The organism is Allomuricauda sp. NFXS6 (assembly GCF_040148835.1).
Lineage (GTDB): Bacteria > Bacteroidota > Bacteroidia > Flavobacteriales > Flavobacteriaceae > Flagellimonas.
In genome coordinates this window covers 1-21,735 of sequence record NZ_JAGEMG010000018.1, presented here as the reverse complement: position 1 = coordinate 21,735, position 21,735 = coordinate 1, and the positions used below count along the sequence as shown (strand labels likewise).

Here is a 21,735-nt window from a genome sequence, read left to right as displayed (position 1 = left end):
GCTCGATTTGAGCACACAGGTAAATTTTAAGAGCATTAATCAACTAGCAATTCCCGCTACCATTTCGGGAATTGCGGAACCCATCCTCTCCATTACGGACACGGCCATAGTGGGCAATATTCCTGTGGATGGATTGGAGTCCTTGGCTGCTGCAGGAATCGTAGGGTCATTTTTGTCCATGCTCATTTGGGTGCTGGGCCAGACGCGTAGCTCTATTTCCGCTATCATTTCCCAGTATTTGGGAGCTGGAAGGCTGGGCGAAGTAAAAAACCTACCCGCACAGGCTATTTTCCTCAACATCCTGTTAAGCATTGTGGTACTGCTCACCACTATCTTTGTAATCGAAGAAATTTTTGCACTCTTCAATGCATCGGGAAAAATCTTGGAGTATTGTGTTTCCTACTATTCCATTCGGGTATGGGGATTTCCGCTTACCTTATTCACTTTTGCGGTTTTTGGCATCTTCCGCGGATTACAGAACACCTTCTACCCTATGGTGATTGCCATGTTGGGGGCAGGGCTCAACATTCTTTTGGATTTTGTTCTGGTCTATGGAATTGATGGTTTTATTCCAGCACTTTATTTGGAAGGTGCTGCATGGGCCAGTTTAATTTCACAGGCCATCATGGCCATTTTGGCTCTTATTTTATTGGTGAAAAAGACGGACATCAGTATGAAATTGACCCTTCCGCTGAACAAGGAAATCAAGCGGTTGATTTTTATGAGCCTCAACCTTTTTGTAAGGACTTTGGCCCTCAATGCCGCTTTGATGCTGGCCGTTCGTGAAGCAACCACCTTGGGCGACCGCTTTATTGGAGCACACACCATTGCCGTCAACCTATGGTTGTTCGCCGCATTTTTTATTGATGGCTATGCCGCCGCGGGCAATAGCATGGGCGGAAAACTTTTGGGTGCCGCAGATTACGATGGCTTATGGAAACTGGCCAAGACCATATTCAAATATGGAATGATTGTAAGTCTCGCCCTCATGTGCTTCGGATTTATTTTCTACCGCCCCATTGGCCACCTTTTCTCCAATGAGGAAATCGTGCTCAACACTTTTTACAGTATTTTTTTCATCGTTATTCTTGGTCTGCCCATGAACACTTTGGCTTTTATTTTTGATGGTATTTTCAAAGGAATGGGCGAAATGAAATACCTAAGGAATGTACTCCTGGCCGCCACCTTTTTAGGGTTTATCCCATGTCTGTATTTGGGCATGTATTTGGGGCTCGGTTTTTATGCCATTTGGATCGCTTTTGTGGTCTGGATGATGATTCGCGGATTCTCCCTGGTTTGGAAATTTAGAAGAAAATTCAGACCCTTGGTGCAAAACCCTTAATTTAGCACAGTTAGAGTTCAGAGTTCAGAGTTCAGAGTTCAGCGTTCAGATAACTGATAACTGATAACTGTTTATTGTTAATTGTTAATTGAAAACAATGTCCACAGATAGAGCCAACGGAAGTTTATATACCAAAATAGAAAACAAGGTTGCAACCATCGAATTTGGTCACCCTGCCAGTAATTCCTTTGTTTCTGAACTTTTGGCCCGACTCGCCAAGGAATTTCAAAAGCTTGGCGAAAATGACGAGGTTTCCGTCATCGTCTTAAAATCTGAAGGAGAACACGCTTTCTGCGCCGGTGCCTCTTTTGATGAATTGGTGGCCGTTTCCAACTTGGAGGAGGGCAAAGAGTTTTTCAGCGGGTTCGCCAATGTCATCAACGCCATGCGCAAATGTCCCAAACCGATTATCGGTCGGGTTCAAGGCAAAACCGTAGGTGGCGGGGTCGGATTGGCCTCGGCCTGTGATTATGTACACGCAACCGTCGAAGCTGCCATCAAACTCTCCGAAATTTCCATCGGAATCGGTCCGTTTGTGATTGCTCCTGCCGTGGAACGCAAAATGGGAAAAGCGGCTTTGGCCGAACTCACTTTATACCCAACGGAGTGGAAAAATGCATATTGGGCCAAAGAACAGGGCTTATTTGCTAAAGTGTACGATTCCATTTCGGAATTGGACAAAGAGTTGGACATTCACATCCAAAAGCTGGCAACCTACAACCCCGAAGCTCTGGCCGAAATGAAAAAAGTACTTTGGGAAGGAACCGAGCATTGGGACGACCTATTATTAGAACGCGCCGAAGCTTCTGGAAGATTGGCACTGTCTCCGAATACTAAAAACGCATTGGAGAAGTTTAAAAAACAAAAGTAATTATGACTGATTTATTGTTCCCCTTATTGGCCCTTTTCGTAATCGTAGTGTATGTGGTCAACAGAATACGTAGCAACAGACGTTATAAAAAATAAATGAAGAACATTGCCCTGCCTAAAGGCAAAAAAGTCTATTTTGCGAGCGATAACCACCTTGGGGCGCCTACCCGAAAGGACAGCTTGCCGCGTGAGAAAAAATTTGTGGCCTGGCTGGACTCCATTAAGGATGATGCCGCCGCTATTTTTTTAATGGGCGACCTTTTTGACTTTTGGTTCGAGTACAAGACAGTTGTTCCCAAAGGTTTTACGCGCACACTGGGGAAATTAGCTGAGCTGTCGGACATGGGCATACCCATCACCTATTTTGTGGGCAACCACGATCTTTGGATGAACGGCTACTTCGAAGAAGAGCTCAACATACCTGTTTACCATAAACCTCAGCAGTTTATAATCAATGACACCTCTTTTTTTATCGCGCACGGTGATGGGTTGGGGCCTCACGACAAAGGTTTCAAACGGATGAAAAAAGTGTTCACCAACCCCTTGGCCAAATGGTTTTTTAAATGGCTCCATCCTGATATTGGGGTCCGCTTGGGACAGCATCTATCCGTGAACAACAAAATTATTTCCGGCGAAGCCGATGCCAAATTCTTGGGAGAGGATAAAGAATGGCTCATTTTATATGCAAAACGGAAACTCGAAGAGCAGCATTACGACCATTTTATTTTCGGACATCGCCATCTGCCTTTGGAAATCAAACTCAATGAAAATTCCACTTATACCAATCTAGGAGACTGGATTTCCTATTTTACCTATGCCGTTTTTGATGGCGAAAAATTAAGCTTACAAAAGTTTGAAACAAGAAATTGAAGTCTGTCAAATATTGGACTTTTAAGGTAGACTGTCACTTCGAGCGCAGTCGAGAAGTCATAAAAACAGGGTCTCGACTGCGCTCGACCTGACAATTAAGCTCTATCTATTAATCACCAAATGATTAACAAATTCTTTATGTCAAACGCACGTTACCTTTGAAACTTAATCTTCCTTTTCGTGTAAATCAATATCGTCTTGAAGGTCCAATCGCCTAAATGTTGGCGAAACAATCGCCGTTGTACCTGCCGTTAAAATCGTCATGCACCCACCAAAGACTACTGCTGTAACCGTTCCTAACAGTTTCGCTGCCACTCCACTTTCAAAGGCTCCCAACTCGTTGGACGACCCTACGAACATCGAGTTCACCGACGCAACCCTGCCTCTCATATTATCAGGTGTTTTTAGTTGGAGAATGGTTTGCCGTATAATCATCGAAACGCCATCCACTGCACCACTGAGGAACAAGGCTATTACGGATAACCAAAACAGTTCGGATAGTCCAAACACGATAATACAAACACCGAAAGCAAAAACCGCCATCAGTAATTTTTTACCTGCTTTTTTATGCAATGGAAACCGTGTTGAGCCCAACATCGTTATGGAAGCTCCAACAGCAGGAGCCGCCCTCAAAATTCCGAATCCTTCGGAACCCACATGCAAAATATCCTGCGCATAAATGGGCAAAAGTGCTACGGCACCGCCAAAAAGTACCGCAATCATATCCAAGGTCAACGCTCCAAATATCGCCTTGTTGCCAAAAACAAATTTGAGTCCATCCCGTAAACTTTGGAAAACGGGTTCCCCAATTTTTGGGTTCATAATAGGTTTTTTGGGAATCTGAAAAAGGAAAATTAGTGCCATCAAAGAGAAGCCAAAAATGACGCACATGCTCCAATGCACTCCTATCCAGCTAATTGAAAATCCTGCCAATGCAGGGCCCAAAACCGATGCCAATTGCCAAGTGGAGCTGCTCCAAGTAGCTGCATTGGGATATATCTTCTTGGGAACGATCAAAGCAATCAATGAGAATATGGTCGGGCCCAAAAAAGACCGTACAAACCCACCTAAAAACACCAAGGCATAAATGGAATACAAAATTGTTTTTGATTCCCATGATTCTTCAAGCCCGGGCCAGCTCAACAAAAAAAGCCCCAGGCTGATGACCGAGAATCCCGCAATACAAGTAATCAATAGGTTTCGCTTTTCCTTCTGATCTACAATATGTCCGGCAAATAGGGCCATGCTCACTGCGGGAATTACCTCCATCAATCCAATAATGCCAAGGGAAAGTGGGTCTTTCGTCAACGAGTACACTTGCCACTCAATCACGATAAATTGCATGGACCATGCAAATACCATAGCAAAGCGTACAATCAAAAATATGTTGAATTCCTTATAGCGGAGTGCTGCGTAGGGGTCCATAAAATGTTAGCGAATATCTCTTAGTTTTAGTTGAAGGCTCACCGTTCCGTTCCATTCATTCTCGTCCAACGAAAATACGGCATCAAACGGTTTTATGCTCTTCACCCGCTCTAATTTATTGCCCAAATTAAACCCAATACCTCCAATTGGATTGGAACCTGTTTGATATAAACTACATTTTAAATGTTTTTCGCCCTCACCAACTCCGCGGGCATATCCGGTATCTTTTAACCCTTCAGCCATAAATATGGGGGTCATATTCCCGGGACCAAAGGGAGCAAATTGTTTCAGAATCCGCATCAATTTTGGTGTGATTTGATTCATTTCCATTTTGGCGTCTACAGAAATTTCGGGTTTTAGTAGTTCTGGGTCGATTGATTCCGATACCACTTTCTCGAACTGATTTTTGAAGGCTTCGTACTGCTCTTCCAACAGTGTGAGTCCTGCCGCATACATATGTCCGCCGAATTGTTCCAAACAATCGGAACAGCCTTCCAAAGCGTTATAAATATCGAACCCTTTTACCGAACGGGCAGAAGCCGCTAATTTATCCCCGCTTTTGGTAAAGACCAAAGTTGGCCTGTAATAGGTTTCCGTTAATCGAGATGCTACAATCCCTATCACCCCTTTGTGCCAGTTTTCATTATATACAACGGATGTAAACCTATCTTCTTCTTGGTTTTGTTGGATTTGAACCAGGGCTTCTTCGGTGATTTCTTTATCCAAACTTCTTCGCTCTGTGTTGAATAGTTCTATTTCTGAAGCATAGTGTTTCGCTTTTTCAAAATCAATTTCAGTAAGAAGCGTAACCGCATGTTGGCCGTGCTTCATACGTCCCGCAGCATTGATGCGTGGTGCAACAATGAATACTACATCAGTAATAGTGAGTTCCCGCTTTTTAGTTTGATCTATTAAAGCTTTTATTCCCGTTCTTGGATTCTCATTGATGACCATCAAGCCATAATAAGCCAAAGCACGGTTTTCGCCCGTAATAGGAACAATATCTGCCGCTATGGCGGTCGCCACTAAATCCAGATAAAGTATAAGGTCATCTATGGTTTTTCCTTGCTTGGAACCCAAGGCCTGAATCAATTTAAAACCGACCCCACATCCGCAAAGTTCTTTGTATGGGTATTCGCAATCTTTTTGCTTTGGATCCAAAATGGCCACTGCATCCGGCAAAATTTCCCCTGGTCTGTGATGGTCACACACAATCACATCTATTCCTTTCTCCTTCGCATATTTTATCTGACCAATGGCTTTAATCCCACAGTCCAAAGCAATCATCAAACTAATGTCATTATCCGCAGCAAAATCTATCCCTTGAAACGAAATGCCATATCCTTCCGAATACCGGTCGGGAATATACGTAGCTACATTAGGATAGGTTTCCATGAGGTAGGAACTCATCAAAGCCACCGAAGTTGTTCCGTCCACATCATAATCACCATAAACCATAATGTTTTCATCATTCGCAATGGCTTGCTCTATCCGCTCCACTGCCTTGTGCATGTCCTTCATTAAAAAAGGATCGTGCAAATGGTTCAATTCTGGTCGGAAGAATGCCTTGGCTTGTTCATAATTGGTAATGCCCCGTTGAATCAATAATTGGGCAACTAAATCATCTACCCCTAACTCTTTGGTAAGATGGTCAATGGATTCTTGTGTGGGTTTTGGCTTTATGGTCCAGCGCATAGTAGGTGTTATTTTGTTATCGGGACGTTGCTTTCAAACCTTTTGATGAGCGAAAATGTGATAAAAATATGGGCTAAATAATAGGTCGGTGTAATCAGAAAATCAAACGTATGATAATCCACAAATTCTTTAAAGGCGATTATGGTATCCGAGAAAATTATCAGAACAATCCCAAAAATAAAACTTCTTTTCGCCGTTGGATCACCTTTCATTCCCATGGCCGCTCCCAGAGAAAAACAGGAAATGAGCAAATACACCAAAGAGGCTATCATTAAAGGTACATCTGTAAAGGTGGGGTACAGTACCAAAAAGAAAAACACCAAATATGCCACCAATAAAATTACTGTGAACATTCCCTTGATTCGACCATTGAACAGGGCATAAAGCAAATAACCCAAATGTGCCAAAAAGAAGAGGGCGATTCCCTTTACAAACATAAGGCTGTCCCCGTTCATATGGGATAAAAACCAATCTCCTATGATGGAAAAGAAAAATGCGCCCAAAATCATCCAAGTGTCCTTGGCACTTTTCTTAAACTGCGTGTAGAGAATCAGAATTACGAGAATCCCCATCCCGGCCGTGCCGGACTTAAAAATAAAATTTGCAGTGGAAACCCCTAAAATCGCTAGGACGACAGAAACACCCAATAATACATATAACCCATTCTTTTTTAGCCACATTTTATTTCAATTTTAATGTTGACAGCGAACAATATAGGCTCCATAAAGAAAACCCATATCATCAAAAAGGAACTAGAGGTTATTGTCCTTTGTGTTCGGCCTATTTGTTATGATAAAAAATCTCAATATCCAATTTGGCAAATTTTCTGAACATTTCCATCACACCACAATATTTTTCCACGGAAAGATCTACTGCTTTTTTAAGTTTGTCCTCTTTTAGGTTGGCCCCCGTAAAATGATACTCAATTACCACGGAATCGTAATATTTTGGATGCTCATCGGTAAGGTTGGCGATGGTTTCAATCTTGAAATCATCTACTTCCAGCTTCATTTTTTTGATGAGTGATGCGACATCCAGACCTGAACAGCCTGCCAAGCTGGATAACATCAGTGCTTTGGGACGCAATCCTGCGCCCGATCCACCGCTTTCTTCTCCTGCATCAATTCGTACAGTATGTCCAGAAGGGTTATTGCTCTCAAAAGCCATTTCACCCAACCATCTAGTAGTTATGTGATTTGTCATGAAATATAATTTTTGTTTCTTGTAGAATTCAAAAATACAATATTAAATATCATCCATGGCCTTAGTAAACCCCCTTTCCCCCGATCATGACCAAGAAACAAAGGAACTAGCGAAGTTCTTTAACGAAACACTTGGGTTTTGCCCCAATTCCGTATTGACCATGCAGCACAGGCCAGCGATTTCCAAGGCCTTCATTAATCTGAACAAAGCGGTAATGGCCAATGAGGGCAGAGTTACTTCTGCATTAAAACGGATGATTGCCTGGGTAAGCAGCAATGCAACGGGTTGCCGATATTGCCAAGCACATGCCATTAGGGCAGCCGAACGATATGGCGCCAAACAAGAACAATTGGATAACATTTGGGAATACAGAACACATAGTGCTTTCTCCGATGCGGAAAAAGCTGCGCTGGATTTTGCCTTAGCTGCATCACAAGTTCCAAATACCGTTAATGCCGATATTAAAAAGCAGTTGCATAAACATTGGAACAATGGTGAAATTGTAGAAATGATGGGGGTCATATCACTTTTTGGCTACCTGAACCGCTGGAACGACTCCATGGGGACCAACATTGAAGATGGCGCCTTGGAAAGTGCAGAAAAATATTTAGGTGAAGTGGGTTGGGAAAAAGGGAAGCATGATGGGTCTAAATATTGATTTGCTTTTCTTGACCTGCATCAACATTTAAGTCGGCCGTTTGTCCAAAATTTGCCATGAACAACAAATATCTGCAACCATGGCAAAATTGATACTTACCCCAGAAAATCAAATCCAGCGATTAAACGCCATTTTCAATACAGTTGAAAACCTTAAGGGTTTGCCTTTAGCAAAGCTAACCCAAAGAGTCAATCCCAAAACTTGGAGCATATTGGAGGTCGTTTTACACCTGAATATCGCCTATGGCCATTACCATAAAAAGTTTAACGAAATACTTCCCAACCTGCCCAGCATTGAAGATGAACAAACAAAATTCAAATGCCGGGCTTGGCAAAAATTTGTGATTGAAGGTCAGCGACCCAAGAACAATATCAGAAAATGGAAAATGAAAACCCTAAAACGTTTTGAGCCCATAATTGATATGGAAAAATTAAACGACAAAGGGGCAGAGGAGGTTTTTGATACATTCTTTGAATTGTACGGACATTTAAAAAAATCCATTCTAACCAGCAGGGGAAAAGATGTCAAAAAGGTAAAGTTTGCTTCGGCAATCGGCCCTATGGTCAGTTTTTATCTGCCCGAAAGTTTCGAGTTCCTTCTATGTCATCTAGAGCGGCACATGGTGCAGATAAGCGAAATCTTGGACGAGCTGGAAAAGTAATTACTTCCTAAATCCTTGGATAAACTTGCCCAAAATATCCTCAATATGGTATTTTTAAAGAAAGTATATTTTTGGGTCTTATGGACAAAGATGCCTTTTTACTATTGAAGAATTTTTTTCCCAACATACAACTATCCGAGGAAGAGGAAGAGCGGTTTAAATCACTTTGGTCCATAAAAACCTTTAAGCAATACGACTTAATAACCGAAGCGGGAAGCATTGAACGGAATTTCTACATCGTACTGAGTGGCGTACAGGCTATTTATATATTGAACGAAAAAGGTGAAAAAGTAGTTTTGGGTTTCTCCTACACAGGAAGTCCTTCAGGCGTTTTTGACTCTTTTGTAAGGGGAGAGCCCTCAAAAATTTTCTTGGAAGCCCTAAAACCATCAAAGCTTCTAGCCATTTCCAAAAGAGATTATCTTGTCCTGTTTCAAAATCATCCTTCTTTTTACGAATGGGGACATCATTTTTTTCAGGAAGTGCTATTTGGCAGGTTATCTCGAGAGGTGGAACTGTTAACCCTAACCGCGGAACAGCGGTATCTTTCATTTATGCAAAGATGTCCTGATGAATTAAAGGTGATTCCTCAAAAATATCTAGCATCTTATCTTAACATGAAACCAGAGACCTTTAGCAGATTGAGGGCATCTCAAGTTTACTGAGTTTTTCAGTAGAGGGAAAAATCATAAAAGTCTATACTATTTGTAAAAATGTAAAGTTTTATTTACTTTTAGACAAAAATACTAGCAAATGGATTTTCAAATATTACCAAATTGGGGCAAACGACTTGGTCTATTTATTTTCTTTATTTCATTTTTTTTAGTGGGTGGAGATCCCTTTATGGATGGTTTCAAAGGTGTTCCATCAGGCACACATCATTTTGTTAAAGATTTTCTGGGCAATACACTTTTTTCTGTTTTTGATGTTCTGCCCTTAGTCGGTCTTTTGATTTATATGTTCTCAAAAGAAAAGGTTGAAGATGATTATATTAAGTTAATTCGATTACAGTCCTATCAATTTGCTGTAATTCTCTTATTGATTGTCGCCTTGAGCATATTCCTTTTCAATGTCGATTATGAGGTCAGTTTAGACATGGTTTTATCATTGTTCATGATATTGTTTTTGGTCATATTCTACTTCAAAAAAAGAGCTCATTCATGAAGAATTTGGTAAAAGTAGAAAGAGCACGATTGGATATGACCCAAGCAGAGTTGGCCAAAGAATTGGGCGTTTCACGGCAGACCATTCATGCCATAGAAAAAGATAAGTTTAATCCTTCCGTTACCCTGGCGTTAAAAATGGGCAGATTGTTTAATCTTCCCGTGGAAGAATTATTTATTGTTGATGAGGATTAATCTTTACGTCCCCCGACCACAATCACAAATTCTCCCTTAGGAGCTTTGTTGTTGAAATGTTCCAAAACTTCTGCAAGGGTTCCCCGAACGGTTTCCTCGTACAATTTGGTCAATTCCCTAGAAACCGAAACAGGCCTATCTTCCCCAAAATATTCGGCGAAATGCGTTAAGGTTTTAAGGAGCTTATGGGGCGATTCATAAAAAACCATGGTCCGGGTTTCTTCGGCTAGTTCCAAAAGTCGGGTCTGGCGGCCTTTTTTTATGGGCAAAAAACCTTCAAAAACAAATCGGTCATTCGGCAAACCGCTATTCACCAAAGCGGGTACAAAAGCAGTGGGACCTGGTAGGCATTCCACTTCAATATCGTTCTCAACACAAGCGCGCGTCAATAAAAATCCGGGGTCGGAAATAGCTGGGGTGCCGGCATCTGAAATCAAGGCATATGTAGAGCCCTCTTTCATCTTTTGCACCAGTGAATCCACCTGCTTGTGCTCATTGTGCATGTGGTGGCTTTGCAAAGGGGTGGCGATTTCAAAATGTTTTAGCAGTTTACCGCTGGTTCGAGTGTCTTCCGCCAAAACCACATCCACTTCCTTTAGCACCTTAATGGCGCGAAGTGTCATGTCCTCCAAATTTCCTATTGGTGTTGGAACCAAGTATAGCTTTCCCATACACCAAAGTTACGGTCTTGGGATGAAAATAAAATTGGAAAAATAGATTTATGCGAACCTACGCTCAATTAAAGCGATAAAGCGAGCTTCGTATTCTTCCTTGCCTTCCCAATTATTGTACTCGGGCTTCACCATATTGTTGATAAAGGCAATTGAGCGCTCCTCGGTATCAATAGTGTTGAGTTGGGAAAGCACCCTGGTATAATCTTCCATACTATTATTAAAGAGATGCTTTACAAAGGCAAGCTTATCATTAAGTCCAACCTGAAGATCTTTGGCCAACTTATCGTTCAACGATTTTGACTTCTTCTTTTGTGTCGAGAAGTTAGCGCTTTCCGTTGGGGACAGGTTTTCCTTATCATTTTTCATATAATCGGGTTTGGCCACAAATTCTGCAAATACCTTTTCCAAATCAGCGTTGGAGGGCATTTCCGAAACCATATCCTTAATGGTATCCATCCCGGGCGTCATAATATCTTCTTGGTGCGGATTGCTTTCCGGCACCGAAGTGTTTCCGCTCAAAACGGCATTGGCCATTTTCTCGAACCTAGAGGCTATCACGTTTTGGGAAACGTCTACCTCAACATCGCTCAATTTTTCATCTATGAATTTTAACACGGCCAACTTCTCATAAATCTCTTTCGACTTCTCATAAAGTGCCGCAAGATCGGTATCCTCCCTCGCCGTGATTATCTCAGTGGACAACTTAATCAACTCTTCCCTCAATTTCCGTATCATAGCTTTTATTCTTTACCTATAAAAATATAACGATTTTACAAATACCCTATCAACAAAAGGTTAAAATCTTATTGAAAACAGGGGTGCAATTTTTTAGTAGCTTTGTGGTCGTCCCAATATAACGGGAAAACAAACAATTTCTTTCAAAAATACGGTATGTTTCTCGAAAACACGGTCAACCCTAAAGAACAGTTTGGATGGATTGAGGTTATCTGCGGCTCTATGTTTTCCGGAAAGACCGAAGAACTCATCCGGCGATTGAAACGGGCTCAATTTGCCAGACAAAAAGTGGAAATTTTTAAACCCATTGTGGATACCCGCTACCATGAAGATATGGTGGTCTCCCACGATTCCAACGAAATCAGGTCCACCCCTGTCCCAGCTGCTGCCAATATTCGCCTTTTGGCAGACGATTGTGATGTGATCGGTATTGACGAAGCCCAATTTTTTGATGATGAAATCGTGACCGTATGCAACGATTTGGCCAATAGGGGCATTCGTGTAGTAGTAGCTGGCTTGGACATGGACTTTAAGGGCAACCCGTTTGGGCCAATGCCGGCATTGATGGCCACAGCAGAATATGTGACCAAGGTACACGCCGTTTGCACGCGAACCGGAAACTTGGCGAACTATAGTTTTAGAAAGTCCTTAAACGACAATTTGGTGCTTTTGGGAGAAACAGAAGAATACGAACCATTGAGCCGAGCTGCATTTTATAAGGCCATGCTGCGTGAAAAAATCAAAGAAATGGATGTGGATTCCGAAGAAGTGAACGCCAAAAACAAGAAAACCAATGGGTAAGGTCGGGGAAACTACGTTGATTCTGGACCTTTCGGCCTTGGAACACAATTACAACTACTTGCGGTCCCAAATAAAACCCGAAACCAAGTTTTTGGGCGTGGTAAAAGCCTTTGCCTACGGAAGCGACATGGTGACCATTGCCCAAAAACTGGAACAATTGGGCGCCGACTATTTGGCCGTGGCTTATGTAAACGAAGGGGTTTTGCTTCGCAATGCAGGTGTCAAAACACCCATTTTAGTGTTGCACCCTTTAGTGTCCAATTTTGAAGAAATGATAGACCGGTGCTTGGAACCAAGTCTATACTCCAAACATATCTTGAACCAATTCGTTAAAGTTGCCAAAGCAAAGCAACAGTCTAACTATCCCGTCCATATTAAATTCAACACGGGATTGAACCGTTTGGGTTTTGCTGAAGATGATGTTGACTTTATTGCCAAGGCAACTCAGCACAGCGGATGCATCAAAATAGTGTCCACATTTTCACATTTGGCCGCCTCCGAAGATTCCAATGAAAGGGATTTTAGTTTGAAGCAAATCAACTCCTTCAAAAATTTGAGCAGCAAACTCATCGAAGCCTTGGGCTACCCTTTAATTCGACATATGCTCAACACTTCGGGTATCATCAATTACCCCGAAGCGCAGTTTGAAATGGTCCGCAGCGGAATAGGGCTGTACGGATATGGCAATGAAGCCGAAGTGGATGCGCAATTAAAACCTGTGGCCACCCTAAAAACCATTATTTCGCAAATCCATCAGATTGAAGCCCACGAATCGGTAGGGTACAATAGGGCTTTTAAATCCCACCAACCCATAAAAAGTGCCACTTTGCCTATTGGGCATGCCGATGGTATTGGCCGACAGTACGGAAAAGGGAGGGGTTCCGTAATCATCAACGGAAAAAAAGCACCCATACTGGGCAATGTTTGTATGGATATGATTATGGTAGATGTTACGGGGATTGATTGCAAAGAAGGCGATGAAGCCATCGTTTTTGGTCCAGAAAAATCCGCAGAAAAATTTGCTGCAACCGCCAACACAATTTCGTATGAAATCCTAACGGCCATATCACAACGTGTAAAAAGAGTCGTTGTACATCAGTGATTTTCTAAGATTGATGGGTTAAGTCAACCACTTTTTTGCTTAATTTGTCTCTGATTAACCAATACTCAACTATAAAAATGGGATTTGTAAAAGAATTTAAAGAGTTTGCCATGAAAGGAAACCTGGTGGATATCGCCGTAGGTTTCGTCATGGGTGCCGCTTTTAAAGAAGTGGTTTCATCGTTCACGGGAGGCATAGTTTCACCTTTGATCGGTTTATTGTTCAATTCAGATTTCAACGATCTGAAGTATGTGATTACCGAAGGTACGCCCAATGATGCAGGTGAAATTGTTGGAGAAATAGCGGTACTTTACGGCGCATTTTTAACCAATGTAATCGACTTCATCATCGTGGCCTTTGTTATGTTCCTTGTGGTTAAAGCCGTGAACAAAATGAAGAAAAAAGAAGAGCCTGCTCCAGAACCTCCAAAGGGACCAACCCAAGAGGAATTGTTGGCAGAAATCCGCGATTTGTTGAAGAAATAAAAATCGTTGGTACCGAATAGTTTCGGTATCGCCGCTACATCACAATAACCTTTAAAACCATCAATGTGTTTCGCTAACATGTTGATGGTTGTTTTATTTATAACATTTTGTTATTTTTTATTGATTGATGATTAAAAAGCTTGTTTAAGTCGCTGACTAAAGTACCTTTGCGACAAGAAATAATTTTATAATGAAAGTAGCAGTTGTTGGAGCCACCGGAATGGTAGGCGAAGTAATGTTGAAAGTATTGGAAGAACGTAACTTCCCTATTACAGAATTGTTGTTGGTTGCTTCGGAGCGCTCCGTAGGTAAAAAACTCACCTATAAAAATGAAGAGCACATCGTAATCGGATTGGCAGACGCTGTTGCTGCCCAACCGGACATTGCCATATTCTCCGCAGGGGGCGACACTTCTTTGGAATGGGCGCCAAAATTTGCCGAGGTGGGTACAACAGTCATCGATAACTCATCCGCTTGGCGCATGGACCCGACCAAAAAATTGGTGGTGCCGGAAATCAATGCCGATGAATTGACTGCTGATGACAAAATCATAGCAAACCCTAACTGCTCCACCATTCAAATGGTATTGGCCTTGGACCCTTTGCACAAAAAATATCAGATGAAACGTGTGGTGGTCTCCACCTACCAATCTGTTTCTGGAACCGGGGTTAAGGCCGTGGAGCAAATGGAGAACGAAGCTGCAGGAATCGAGGGCGAAAAGGCCTATCCTCATCCAATCAACCGCAATGCATTACCCCATTGCGATGTGTTTTTGGAAAACGGATACACCAAAGAAGAAATGAAATTGGCCCGTGAGCCACAAAAAATATTGGACGACAGAACGTTTTCTGTTACTGCCACTGCCGTTCGTATTCCAACCGCTGGCGGACACTCAGAATCGGTGAACGTCGAATTCCACAACGATTTTGATTTGGCCGAAGTTCGAAAACTGCTTAGTGAAACCCCCGGAATCGTGGTGCAGGACAATCCTGAAACCAACACCTACCCCATGCCTGTTTTTGCCAATGGTAAGGACGATGTTTTTGTCGGCAGACTCCGCAGGGATGAAACCCAACCCAATACGTTGAACATGTGGATCGTAGCGGACAACCTCAGAAAAGGGGCAGCTACCAATGCCGTTCAGATTGCGGAGTATTTGGTGGAGAATAATTTGGTTTCAAATACCTCTGAAGCAATTTCATAAAATACGTTAAAGCAGCGATTGCAGCCAATTGGTTTGTGTCTTTTATGGTATTTTTATCGGAATCAATCCGAGAAAACATGAAAAACATAAGTCTGTTGGCTGTACTGGTTTTATTTGCAGCCTGCCAAGTAGAAACTAAAAAAAGAGACCCCATAACCGTGAACTACCCCGCTACCAAAAAAGTTGACACCGTAGATAATTATTTTGGAACCGAAGTCCCCGACCCCTACCGTTGGTTGGAAGACGACCGTAGCGAAGAGACCGAAGCTTGGGTAAAAAAACAAAATTCGGCCACTTTTGGGTATTTGGAAAAAATTCCTTTCCGGGAAGACTTAAAAAACCGATTGGAAAAACTCTGGAACTACGAAAAAGTAGGTTCTCCGTTCAAGGAAGGTGACTATACCTATTATTATAAAAACAACGGGTTACAAAACCAATATGTGGTTTACCGTAAAAAGGATGATGGCGATGAAGAAATTTTTTTGGACCCCAACACATTTTCTGAGGACGGCACCACATCCTTGATGGGGCTCAGCTTCACCAAAGACGGTTCCAAAGCTGCTTACCTTATTTCCGAAGGAGGAAGCGACTGGAGAAAAGCGATTACCATTGATGCAGAATCCAAGGAAATTGTAGAAGATACTTTGATTGATATCAAATTTAGTGGTGTTTCTTGGAAAGGAAACGATGGTTTCTTCTATTCCAGCTACGACAAACCTGAGGGAAGCGAACTTTCCGCAAAAACGGACCAACATAAGTTATACTACCACAAATTGGGCACTCCTCAATCAGAAGACAAAATCATCTTTGGGGGTACAGCTGAAGAAAAGCACCGCTACGTTGGCGGTTCCGTTTCCGAAGATCAAAAATACCTGTTCATCTCAGCATCAGTTTCCACATCTGGCAACAAATTGTTTATGATGGACCTTTCTAAAACCAATCCAGAACTCATCACTATTTTGGACGATACCGATTCCGACACCTACGTTATCGACAACGAAGGCGCTACATTATATTTGGTTACCAATCGTGAGGCCCCCAACAAAAAAGTGGTGGTTGTGGATGCTTCCAACCCTACGCCCGATAATTGGGAAGACCTGATTCCAGAAACCGAAAACGTATTGACTGCGGGTACCGGTGGAGGCTATTTCTTTACCGAATATATGGTGGATGCCATTTCCAAAGTGCTTCAGTATGATTATGAAGGAAATTTGGTCCGCGAAGTAACCTTGCCCGGCGTGGGAAGCGCAGGAGGTTTTGGCGGCAAAAAAGAGGACAAGGAATTTTATTTCTCCTTCACCAATTATAACACGCCGGGCTCGTTGTACAAATACAATGTGGAGACTGGCGAGTACGAGCAATATTGGAAGCCTCAAATTGATTTCAATCCAAATGATTACGAATCAAAACAGGTGTTCTACAACTCAAAAGACGGCACTAAAGTACCGATGATCATCACCTATAAAAAAGGAACGGAACTTAACGGTAAAAACCCCACCATCCTTTATGGTTATGGCGGTTTCAATGTTAGTTTAACACCGTCCTTTAGCATTGTAAATGCCGTTTGGATGGAGCAAGGCGGTGTATATGCCGTTCCCAACCTTAGGGGAGGTGGAGAATACGGTAAAAAATGGCACATTGCAGGCACCAAGCTTCAAAAGCAGAACGTTTTTGATGACTTTATCGCCGCCGCTGAATATTTGATTGACAACAAGTACACTTCCAAAGAATATTTGGCCATTCGTGGCGGTTCCAATGGAGGTTTATTGGTAGGTGCCACTATGACCCAGCGTCCCGACCTAATGCAAGTAGCATTGCCAGCGGTCGGTGTATTGGATATGCTGCGCTACCATACCTTTACCGCAGGAGCAGGATGGGCCTACGATTATGGAACTTCCGAGGATAACGAAGAAATGTTTAAATATATTAAAGGCTATTCCCCAGTGCACAACGTAAAAGAAGGAACAGCATATCCGGCTACTTTGGTGACAACCGGAGACCACGACGACCGTGTGGTTCCTGCGCACAGCTTTAAGTTTGCGGCAGAACTACAGGAAAAACAAGCTGGTGAGCAACCTACCCTTATCCGAATAGAGACCAATGCAGGGCATGGAGCTGGAACACCAGTGAGCAAAACCATTGAGCAATATGCTGATATCTTTGGGTTTACCTTTTATAATATGGGATACGATGAATTACCCAACCAGGCCGTACTCAAAGAATTTAAAGATTGATATATTATAGGCTGTTCAGAAAGTAACTTAAAACGTCATTCTGAATTTATTTCAGAATCTCATACATTAAAAACAAAGTAATGTGAGAGCCTGAAACAAGTTCAGGTTTACAAACGTAGCTTCTGAACAGCTTTTTACATGTTTATGCTAAAAGTCCAAATAGATTCTTTCGGTTATCAAGACCAAACTATTTTAAAGGATATTTCTTTCGAAGTATCCCCAGGGGAGCACGTGGCATTGATGGGGGAAAGTGGTTCGGGCAAAAGCACCTTGCTAAAAATTATCTATGGTCTCCTACACGTGGAAGAGGGTTCGGTTTTTTGGGGAGACACTGAAGCCCTCGGACCCAATTTTAATCTGGTTCCCGGTGAGGCCTACATGAAATATTTGGCACAGGATTTTGACTTGATGCCTTTCATATCTGTTGAGGAAAACATTGGTCAATTTCTTTCCGTTTTTGAGCGTGAAACGCACGAAGAAAGAATCAACGAACTCTTGGATTTGATTGAAATGAAACCTTTTGCCAAAACCAAGGTGAAATACCTTAGCGGAGGACAGCAGCAACGCGTGGCACTTGCTCGCGTATTGGCCCAAGAGCCCGAAATTTTGCTGTTGGACGAACCTTTTGGCCATATTGATAACTTTAAACGTAACTCCCTCCGAAGAAATCTATTTTTATATCTCAAAAAACAAGGCATAACTGTACTAACCGCAAGTCACGACCCAAGTGATGTGCTCCCTTTTGCAGAGCGTACCCTAATTTTGGAGAAGGGAAACATTATTGCCAATCAAAATACCCAAGACTTGTACAAAAAACCTCCCAACTACTACACGGCTTCATTGTTTGGGCAAGTGAACGAGGTTCCCATAAAGCTTTTAAAGTCTTACGCGGAAATCGACTCCTCCGTTTTAGTCTACCCAAATGAATTCAAATTTTCTGACTCTTCAGGACTAAAAGTATCGGTGATTCATTCCTTTTTTAAAGGAAGCCATCACTTAAACGAAGGGGTTGCCGATGATGGCACTGTCATCTTTTTTAATTCCGATAAAAAACAGGAAAAGGGAGTGACCATTTTTCTTAATGTATCTTTGGAAACCATCAACAGAAGACTCCAAGTTGGACAAAAAACAAATACATAGGGAATTACAGTTTAAGGCTATGCGGAGTAGCGGAGCGGGCGGACAGCACGTAAACAAAGTTTCATCCAAAGTGGAGCTTACTTTTAATGTGCCTGCTTCTGAAGGGTTATCCGACAGGGAAAAACAGAGAATTCAATTAAAATTAAAATCGCGCCTGACCAATGAGGGCGCCATTGTTCTTCAGTGTGATGAAGCCCGAAGTCAACATAGAAACAAAGACCTTGTGGTAAAACGTTTTTTTGAAATGCTCAAAAAAGCCGTAACCATTCCCAAGAAACGAAAACCGACCAAACCGACCAGGTCTTCGAAAGAAAAACGGATAAAGTCCAAAAAGAAGACCGCCGAGAAAAAAGCATACCGCAAAAAACCTGATTTGGGGAAATAAAGATTTGTCCTATTTCAATCCACTGGATTAAAAATCATCAAAAAAGGAGAGATCAAAGCAATTCTGGAGAGCTGGATTTAATATCCTCATTTCAAATGCTTAAATTTCAGTCAAATTATAACTAATTCAAAAAAATGATTTCTAAAACAGCAAACTTCAAAACATTGCTGCTCTCTGCAGTGATGTCTTTGTCTTGCGCTGCGTTTGCCGTAGCACAAAATGTTCCCTCCCCCGAAGACGTATATGGATTTAAGGTTGGGGCCGATTACAAATTAGCCGACTATTCCCAAATTGAAGATTACCTGTCCAAATTGGACGCTGCTTCCAACCGGGTTAAAAAAATTGAGATTGGAGAGACCGTTTTAGGTCGTAAAATGTACCTGTTGTTCATCTCCACGGAAGAAAACTTAGCCCAACTTGATAAGTGGAAAGACATCAGCACCAAACTTGCCCGCGTTCAAGTTGACGACGAAGAAGCCGTTAAACTTTCACAAGAAGGTAAGGCAATTGTTTGGGTAGATGGTGGAATGCACTCCACGGAGCTGGCCCACGGACAAATGACATCCGAACTGGCTTATACCCTAGCGACATCCGAAACGGCGGAAATGCAAAAAATCAGGGAAAATGTGATTACCCTTTTAATGCCGGTAATGAACCCCGATGGTTTGGACATTGTAGTGGACTGGTACCGAAAAAATCAAGGTACAGCTTATGAAACCTCCCGTCCTCCGATTTTGTATCACTACTACATGGGTCACGATAACAACAGGGACTGGTTTATGAACATAATGCCAGAAACCTATAACGTGACCAAAATATTGTACAACGAATGGTATCCACAGATCGTTTACAATCACCACCAATCTTCTCCTTCTTGGACAAAGATTTCACTTCCTCCCTACGCGGATCCGGTAAACCCAAGAATCCATCCAGCAATCACAGCAGGTGTTAGCGAGGTAGGTTCCGCCATGACCAAGCGTTTTTCATTGGAAAATATGCCAGGGGCCATTGCCGACAACTTCTACACCATGTTCTGGAACGGCGGTGGGCGTACGGTGCCTTACTACCATAACATGATCGGTATTTTAACGGAAACGGGGCACACCACCCCAACCCCAAGATTCTACGATCCTGAGAAACTTCCAAAGACAGTAGCTGGGGGCACACCAACAGATGGAACGGACATTATGTACCCAGATCCATGGAAAGGGGGCGAATCTCACTTTAGAGATGCAGTTGATTATATGCTAACGGCCACTTGGGCCACTTTGGACCTTGCGGCAGACCGAAAGAGCAATTACCTGCACAATATTTATAAAATGGGTAAATCTGCTGTTGAAAAAGGAACATCCGAAGGTTTGTTCGCCTATATCATCAGTAAAGAGCAGTGGGATTCTTTTGAGGCCGTAAACTTGGTAAACGTATTGCTCCAAGGTGGAATCGAAATTGAAAAAGCAACCAGGGACTTTACGGTCAATGGAAAAGAATACGAAGAAGGGTCTTATGTGATTTACACGGCACAAGCCTTTAGACCGTATTTATTAGATCTTATGGAAAAACAAAACTATCCTACACGTTTTCAATATCCAGGTGGGCCTCCGGACACACCTTACGATTTGGCCGGATGGACCTTGCCCATGCAAATGGGAATTGATGTGGATAAAATTGCTGAATCCTTCAAAGCTCCTACGGAAAAAGTAACAAGTCTTGTAAAATATTACGAAGGTGATGTAAATAGAAATGGTTCTTTTGGATATGCACTTAGCGTTAACACCAACGCTTCAGTGGTTGCCACTAACAAAGTGTTGAAAGCGGGAGGAACAGCATACAAGAGCATGACCGAATTTAAAGTGGGCAAAGAAACTTTCCCAGCAGGTTCTTACATTGTTTCCGGAAATAAAGAAATGATGGAGTCCTTGGCCGATGAGTACGGTCTTGAATTTACAGGTTTGTCCGCTAAACCAGAGGTGCAATTGAAAAAAATCCATTTGCCCAAAGTAGGCTTGTACAAATCCTGGGTGGCCAATATGGACGAAGGATGGACACGCTACATAATGGATGAATACGAATTTGATATGGACACCCTGCACGATGCCGATATCAAAACCAAAGATTTGTCCCAGTATGATGCCATCATTATCCCATCGCAAAGACCAGGTTCCATTTTGCACGGGCACAGTAATTTGAGCATGCCCGAAAAGTTCACGGGCGGAATTGGCCTTAAAGGTTCGGTCGCACTTAGTGATTATGTAAACGAAGGCGGAACCTTGATCGCTTTTGATGAAGCCAGTAATTTTGTAATCGAACAATTTGGATTGCCCTTGCGCGATGCCGTAGCTGGTGCAGATAGCAACGACTTCTTTATTCCGGGATCATTGATCAAAGCTGGTGTGGATACTTCGCATCCATTGGCTTTTGGCATGAAGGATACGGTTGCTGTTTCCTTTAATAGAAGTAGGGCTTTCAGGATAGACAAACAAAGAAAATCCGGGGAAGGCGGTGAAGAGGATATTGCAGATGCTCCCGAGCCCGAGGTTGAGGTAATTGCCACTTACGCGGACAAAGACTTGTTGATGAGCGGTTGGGCCATGGGTGAAGACCGATATATCGCTAAAAAACCTGCGATGGTAAAAGCCAAATACGGCAAAGGTGCTGCCATCTTGTTTGCGTTCCGACCACAATTTAGGGCGCAACCGCGCGGAACCTACAAGCTGATCTTTAATGCGATTTACGAAGGCGCTTCGGAATAGCAGAAAATATATTAGTCTGTGTCGTCCTAAAATAGGTTGACAGTTTTTAAGTATAATTATTTAATAGACCTGTGGAGTTTTCTTCACAGGTTTTTTCATGAATAAAGTTAGGTGTTTTCATCTGAAGACTCAAGTGAGGCCTA

Annotated in this window: 22 protein-coding genes; 16 read left to right on the top strand and 6 right to left on the bottom strand. The window is 42.4% G+C overall.

Annotated features, from left to right (window positions below; translation table 11 throughout):
• Positions 1-7: 7 nt before the first annotated feature.
• The 3 genes from J4E06_RS18135 (at position 8) to J4E06_RS18125 (ending at position 3,082) form a co-directional block, all read left to right on the top strand.
• Positions 8-1,342 carry an MATE family efflux transporter gene (locus tag J4E06_RS18135; protein WP_349525405.1) on the top strand — a complete coding sequence of 445 codons (1,335 nt, stop codon included), beginning with the start codon at positions 8-10 and terminating at the stop codon, positions 1,340-1,342.
• 97 nt (positions 1,343-1,439) lie between these two features.
• Complete coding sequence (locus J4E06_RS18130; protein ID WP_349525404.1) at positions 1,440-2,213, top strand: enoyl-CoA hydratase/isomerase family protein; 774 nt, start codon at positions 1,440-1,442, stop codon at positions 2,211-2,213.
• A gap of 95 nt (positions 2,214-2,308) precedes the next feature.
• Positions 2,309-3,082 carry a UDP-2,3-diacylglucosamine diphosphatase gene (locus tag J4E06_RS18125; RefSeq protein WP_349525403.1) on the top strand — a complete coding sequence of 258 codons (774 nt, stop codon included), beginning with the start codon at positions 2,309-2,311 and terminating at the stop codon, positions 3,080-3,082.
• 165 nt (positions 3,083-3,247) lie between these two features.
• Here J4E06_RS18125 and J4E06_RS18120 read toward each other — a convergent pair whose 3' ends face one another.
• From J4E06_RS18120 to J4E06_RS18105, 4 genes are all read right to left on the bottom strand, one after another.
• Complete coding sequence (locus J4E06_RS18120) at positions 3,248-4,507, bottom strand: MFS transporter (RefSeq protein ID WP_349525402.1); 1,260 nt, start codon at positions 4,505-4,507, stop codon at positions 3,248-3,250.
• 6 nt (positions 4,508-4,513) lie between these two features.
• On the bottom strand, positions 4,514-6,202 hold the full coding sequence (gene recJ, locus J4E06_RS18115) for a single-stranded-DNA-specific exonuclease RecJ (protein WP_349525401.1): 1,689 nt from the start codon (positions 6,200-6,202) through the stop codon (positions 4,514-4,516).
• Positions 6,203-6,210: 8 nt separating this feature from the next.
• A complete protein-coding gene (locus J4E06_RS18110) occupies positions 6,211-6,882 on the bottom strand; it encodes a lysoplasmalogenase (RefSeq protein WP_349525400.1) in 672 nt (223 codons plus the stop codon).
• Between the two features lie 100 nt (positions 6,883-6,982).
• Positions 6,983-7,405 carry an OsmC family protein gene (locus J4E06_RS18105; RefSeq protein WP_349525399.1) on the bottom strand — a complete coding sequence of 141 codons (423 nt, stop codon included), beginning with the start codon at positions 7,403-7,405 and terminating at the stop codon, positions 6,983-6,985.
• Between the two features lie 55 nt (positions 7,406-7,460).
• On the opposite strand from J4E06_RS18105, the gene J4E06_RS18100 reads away from it, so the two are divergent.
• The 5 genes from J4E06_RS18100 (at position 7,461) to J4E06_RS18080 (ending at position 10,082) form a co-directional block, all read left to right on the top strand.
• Positions 7,461-8,063: a carboxymuconolactone decarboxylase family protein gene (locus J4E06_RS18100; protein ID WP_349525398.1), complete on the top strand. Its 603-nt coding sequence runs from the start codon at positions 7,461-7,463 to the stop codon at positions 8,061-8,063.
• 79 nt (positions 8,064-8,142) lie between these two features.
• A complete protein-coding gene (locus tag J4E06_RS18095; protein WP_349525397.1) occupies positions 8,143-8,724 on the top strand; it encodes a hypothetical protein in 582 nt (193 codons plus the stop codon).
• Between the two features lie 80 nt (positions 8,725-8,804).
• The gene (locus tag J4E06_RS18090; protein ID WP_349525396.1) at positions 8,805-9,389 is read left to right on the top strand and encodes a Crp/Fnr family transcriptional regulator; all 585 of its coding nucleotides are present in this window, start codon (positions 8,805-8,807) and stop codon (positions 9,387-9,389) included.
• Positions 9,390-9,477: 88 nt separating this feature from the next.
• Entirely contained in the window at positions 9,478-9,888 is a 411-nt protein-coding gene (locus J4E06_RS18085) for a hypothetical protein (RefSeq protein ID WP_349525395.1), read from the top strand.
• A complete protein-coding gene (locus J4E06_RS18080; protein ID WP_349525394.1) occupies positions 9,885-10,082 on the top strand; it encodes a helix-turn-helix transcriptional regulator in 198 nt (65 codons plus the stop codon). Before J4E06_RS18085 ends, J4E06_RS18080 begins: the two co-directional genes overlap by 4 nt.
• Here the strand turns inward: J4E06_RS18080 and rsmI are convergent.
• A complete protein-coding gene (gene rsmI / locus J4E06_RS18075) occupies positions 10,079-10,753 on the bottom strand; it encodes a 16S rRNA (cytidine(1402)-2'-O)-methyltransferase (RefSeq protein WP_349525393.1) in 675 nt (224 codons plus the stop codon). The two genes, J4E06_RS18080 and rsmI, sit on opposite strands and share 4 nt — an antisense overlap.
• Before the next feature lie 48 nt (positions 10,754-10,801).
• Complete coding sequence (locus J4E06_RS18070; RefSeq protein WP_349525392.1) at positions 10,802-11,491, bottom strand: DUF8457 domain-containing protein; 690 nt, start codon at positions 11,489-11,491, stop codon at positions 10,802-10,804.
• 156 nt (positions 11,492-11,647) lie between these two features.
• Here J4E06_RS18070 and J4E06_RS18065 point away from each other — a divergent pair, with 156 nt between their 5' ends.
• From J4E06_RS18065 to J4E06_RS18030, 8 genes are all read left to right on the top strand, one after another.
• On the top strand, positions 11,648-12,292 hold the full coding sequence (locus J4E06_RS18065) for a thymidine kinase (protein ID WP_349525391.1): 645 nt from the start codon (positions 11,648-11,650) through the stop codon (positions 12,290-12,292).
• The gene (gene alr / locus J4E06_RS18060) at positions 12,285-13,394 is read left to right on the top strand and encodes an alanine racemase (protein WP_349525390.1); all 1,110 of its coding nucleotides are present in this window, start codon (positions 12,285-12,287) and stop codon (positions 13,392-13,394) included. Before J4E06_RS18065 ends, alr begins: the two co-directional genes overlap by 8 nt.
• A gap of 77 nt (positions 13,395-13,471) precedes the next feature.
• Positions 13,472-13,879 carry a large-conductance mechanosensitive channel protein MscL gene (mscL, locus tag J4E06_RS18055; RefSeq protein WP_349525389.1) on the top strand — a complete coding sequence of 136 codons (408 nt, stop codon included), beginning with the start codon at positions 13,472-13,474 and terminating at the stop codon, positions 13,877-13,879.
• A gap of 190 nt (positions 13,880-14,069) precedes the next feature.
• Positions 14,070-15,083 carry an aspartate-semialdehyde dehydrogenase gene (locus tag J4E06_RS18050; RefSeq protein WP_349525388.1) on the top strand — a complete coding sequence of 338 codons (1,014 nt, stop codon included), beginning with the start codon at positions 14,070-14,072 and terminating at the stop codon, positions 15,081-15,083.
• A 77-nt stretch (positions 15,084-15,160) separates the two neighbouring features.
• Positions 15,161-17,317 (top strand): prolyl oligopeptidase family serine peptidase, encoded by a 2,157-nt coding sequence (locus J4E06_RS18045; protein ID WP_349525387.1) that lies wholly within the window; start codon positions 15,161-15,163, stop codon positions 17,315-17,317.
• Positions 17,318-17,455: 138 nt separating this feature from the next.
• Positions 17,456-18,457 (top strand): ABC transporter ATP-binding protein, encoded by a 1,002-nt coding sequence (locus tag J4E06_RS18040; RefSeq protein ID WP_349525386.1) that lies wholly within the window; start codon positions 17,456-17,458, stop codon positions 18,455-18,457.
• Positions 18,435-18,842 (top strand): alternative ribosome rescue aminoacyl-tRNA hydrolase ArfB, encoded by a 408-nt coding sequence (gene arfB / locus J4E06_RS18035; RefSeq protein WP_349525385.1) that lies wholly within the window; start codon positions 18,435-18,437, stop codon positions 18,840-18,842. Before J4E06_RS18040 ends, arfB begins: the two co-directional genes overlap by 23 nt.
• Positions 18,843-18,976: 134 nt before the next feature.
• On the top strand, positions 18,977-21,592 hold the full coding sequence (locus J4E06_RS18030; protein ID WP_349525384.1) for a M14 family metallopeptidase: 2,616 nt from the start codon (positions 18,977-18,979) through the stop codon (positions 21,590-21,592).
• The last annotated feature ends 143 nt before the right edge of the window (positions 21,593-21,735 follow it).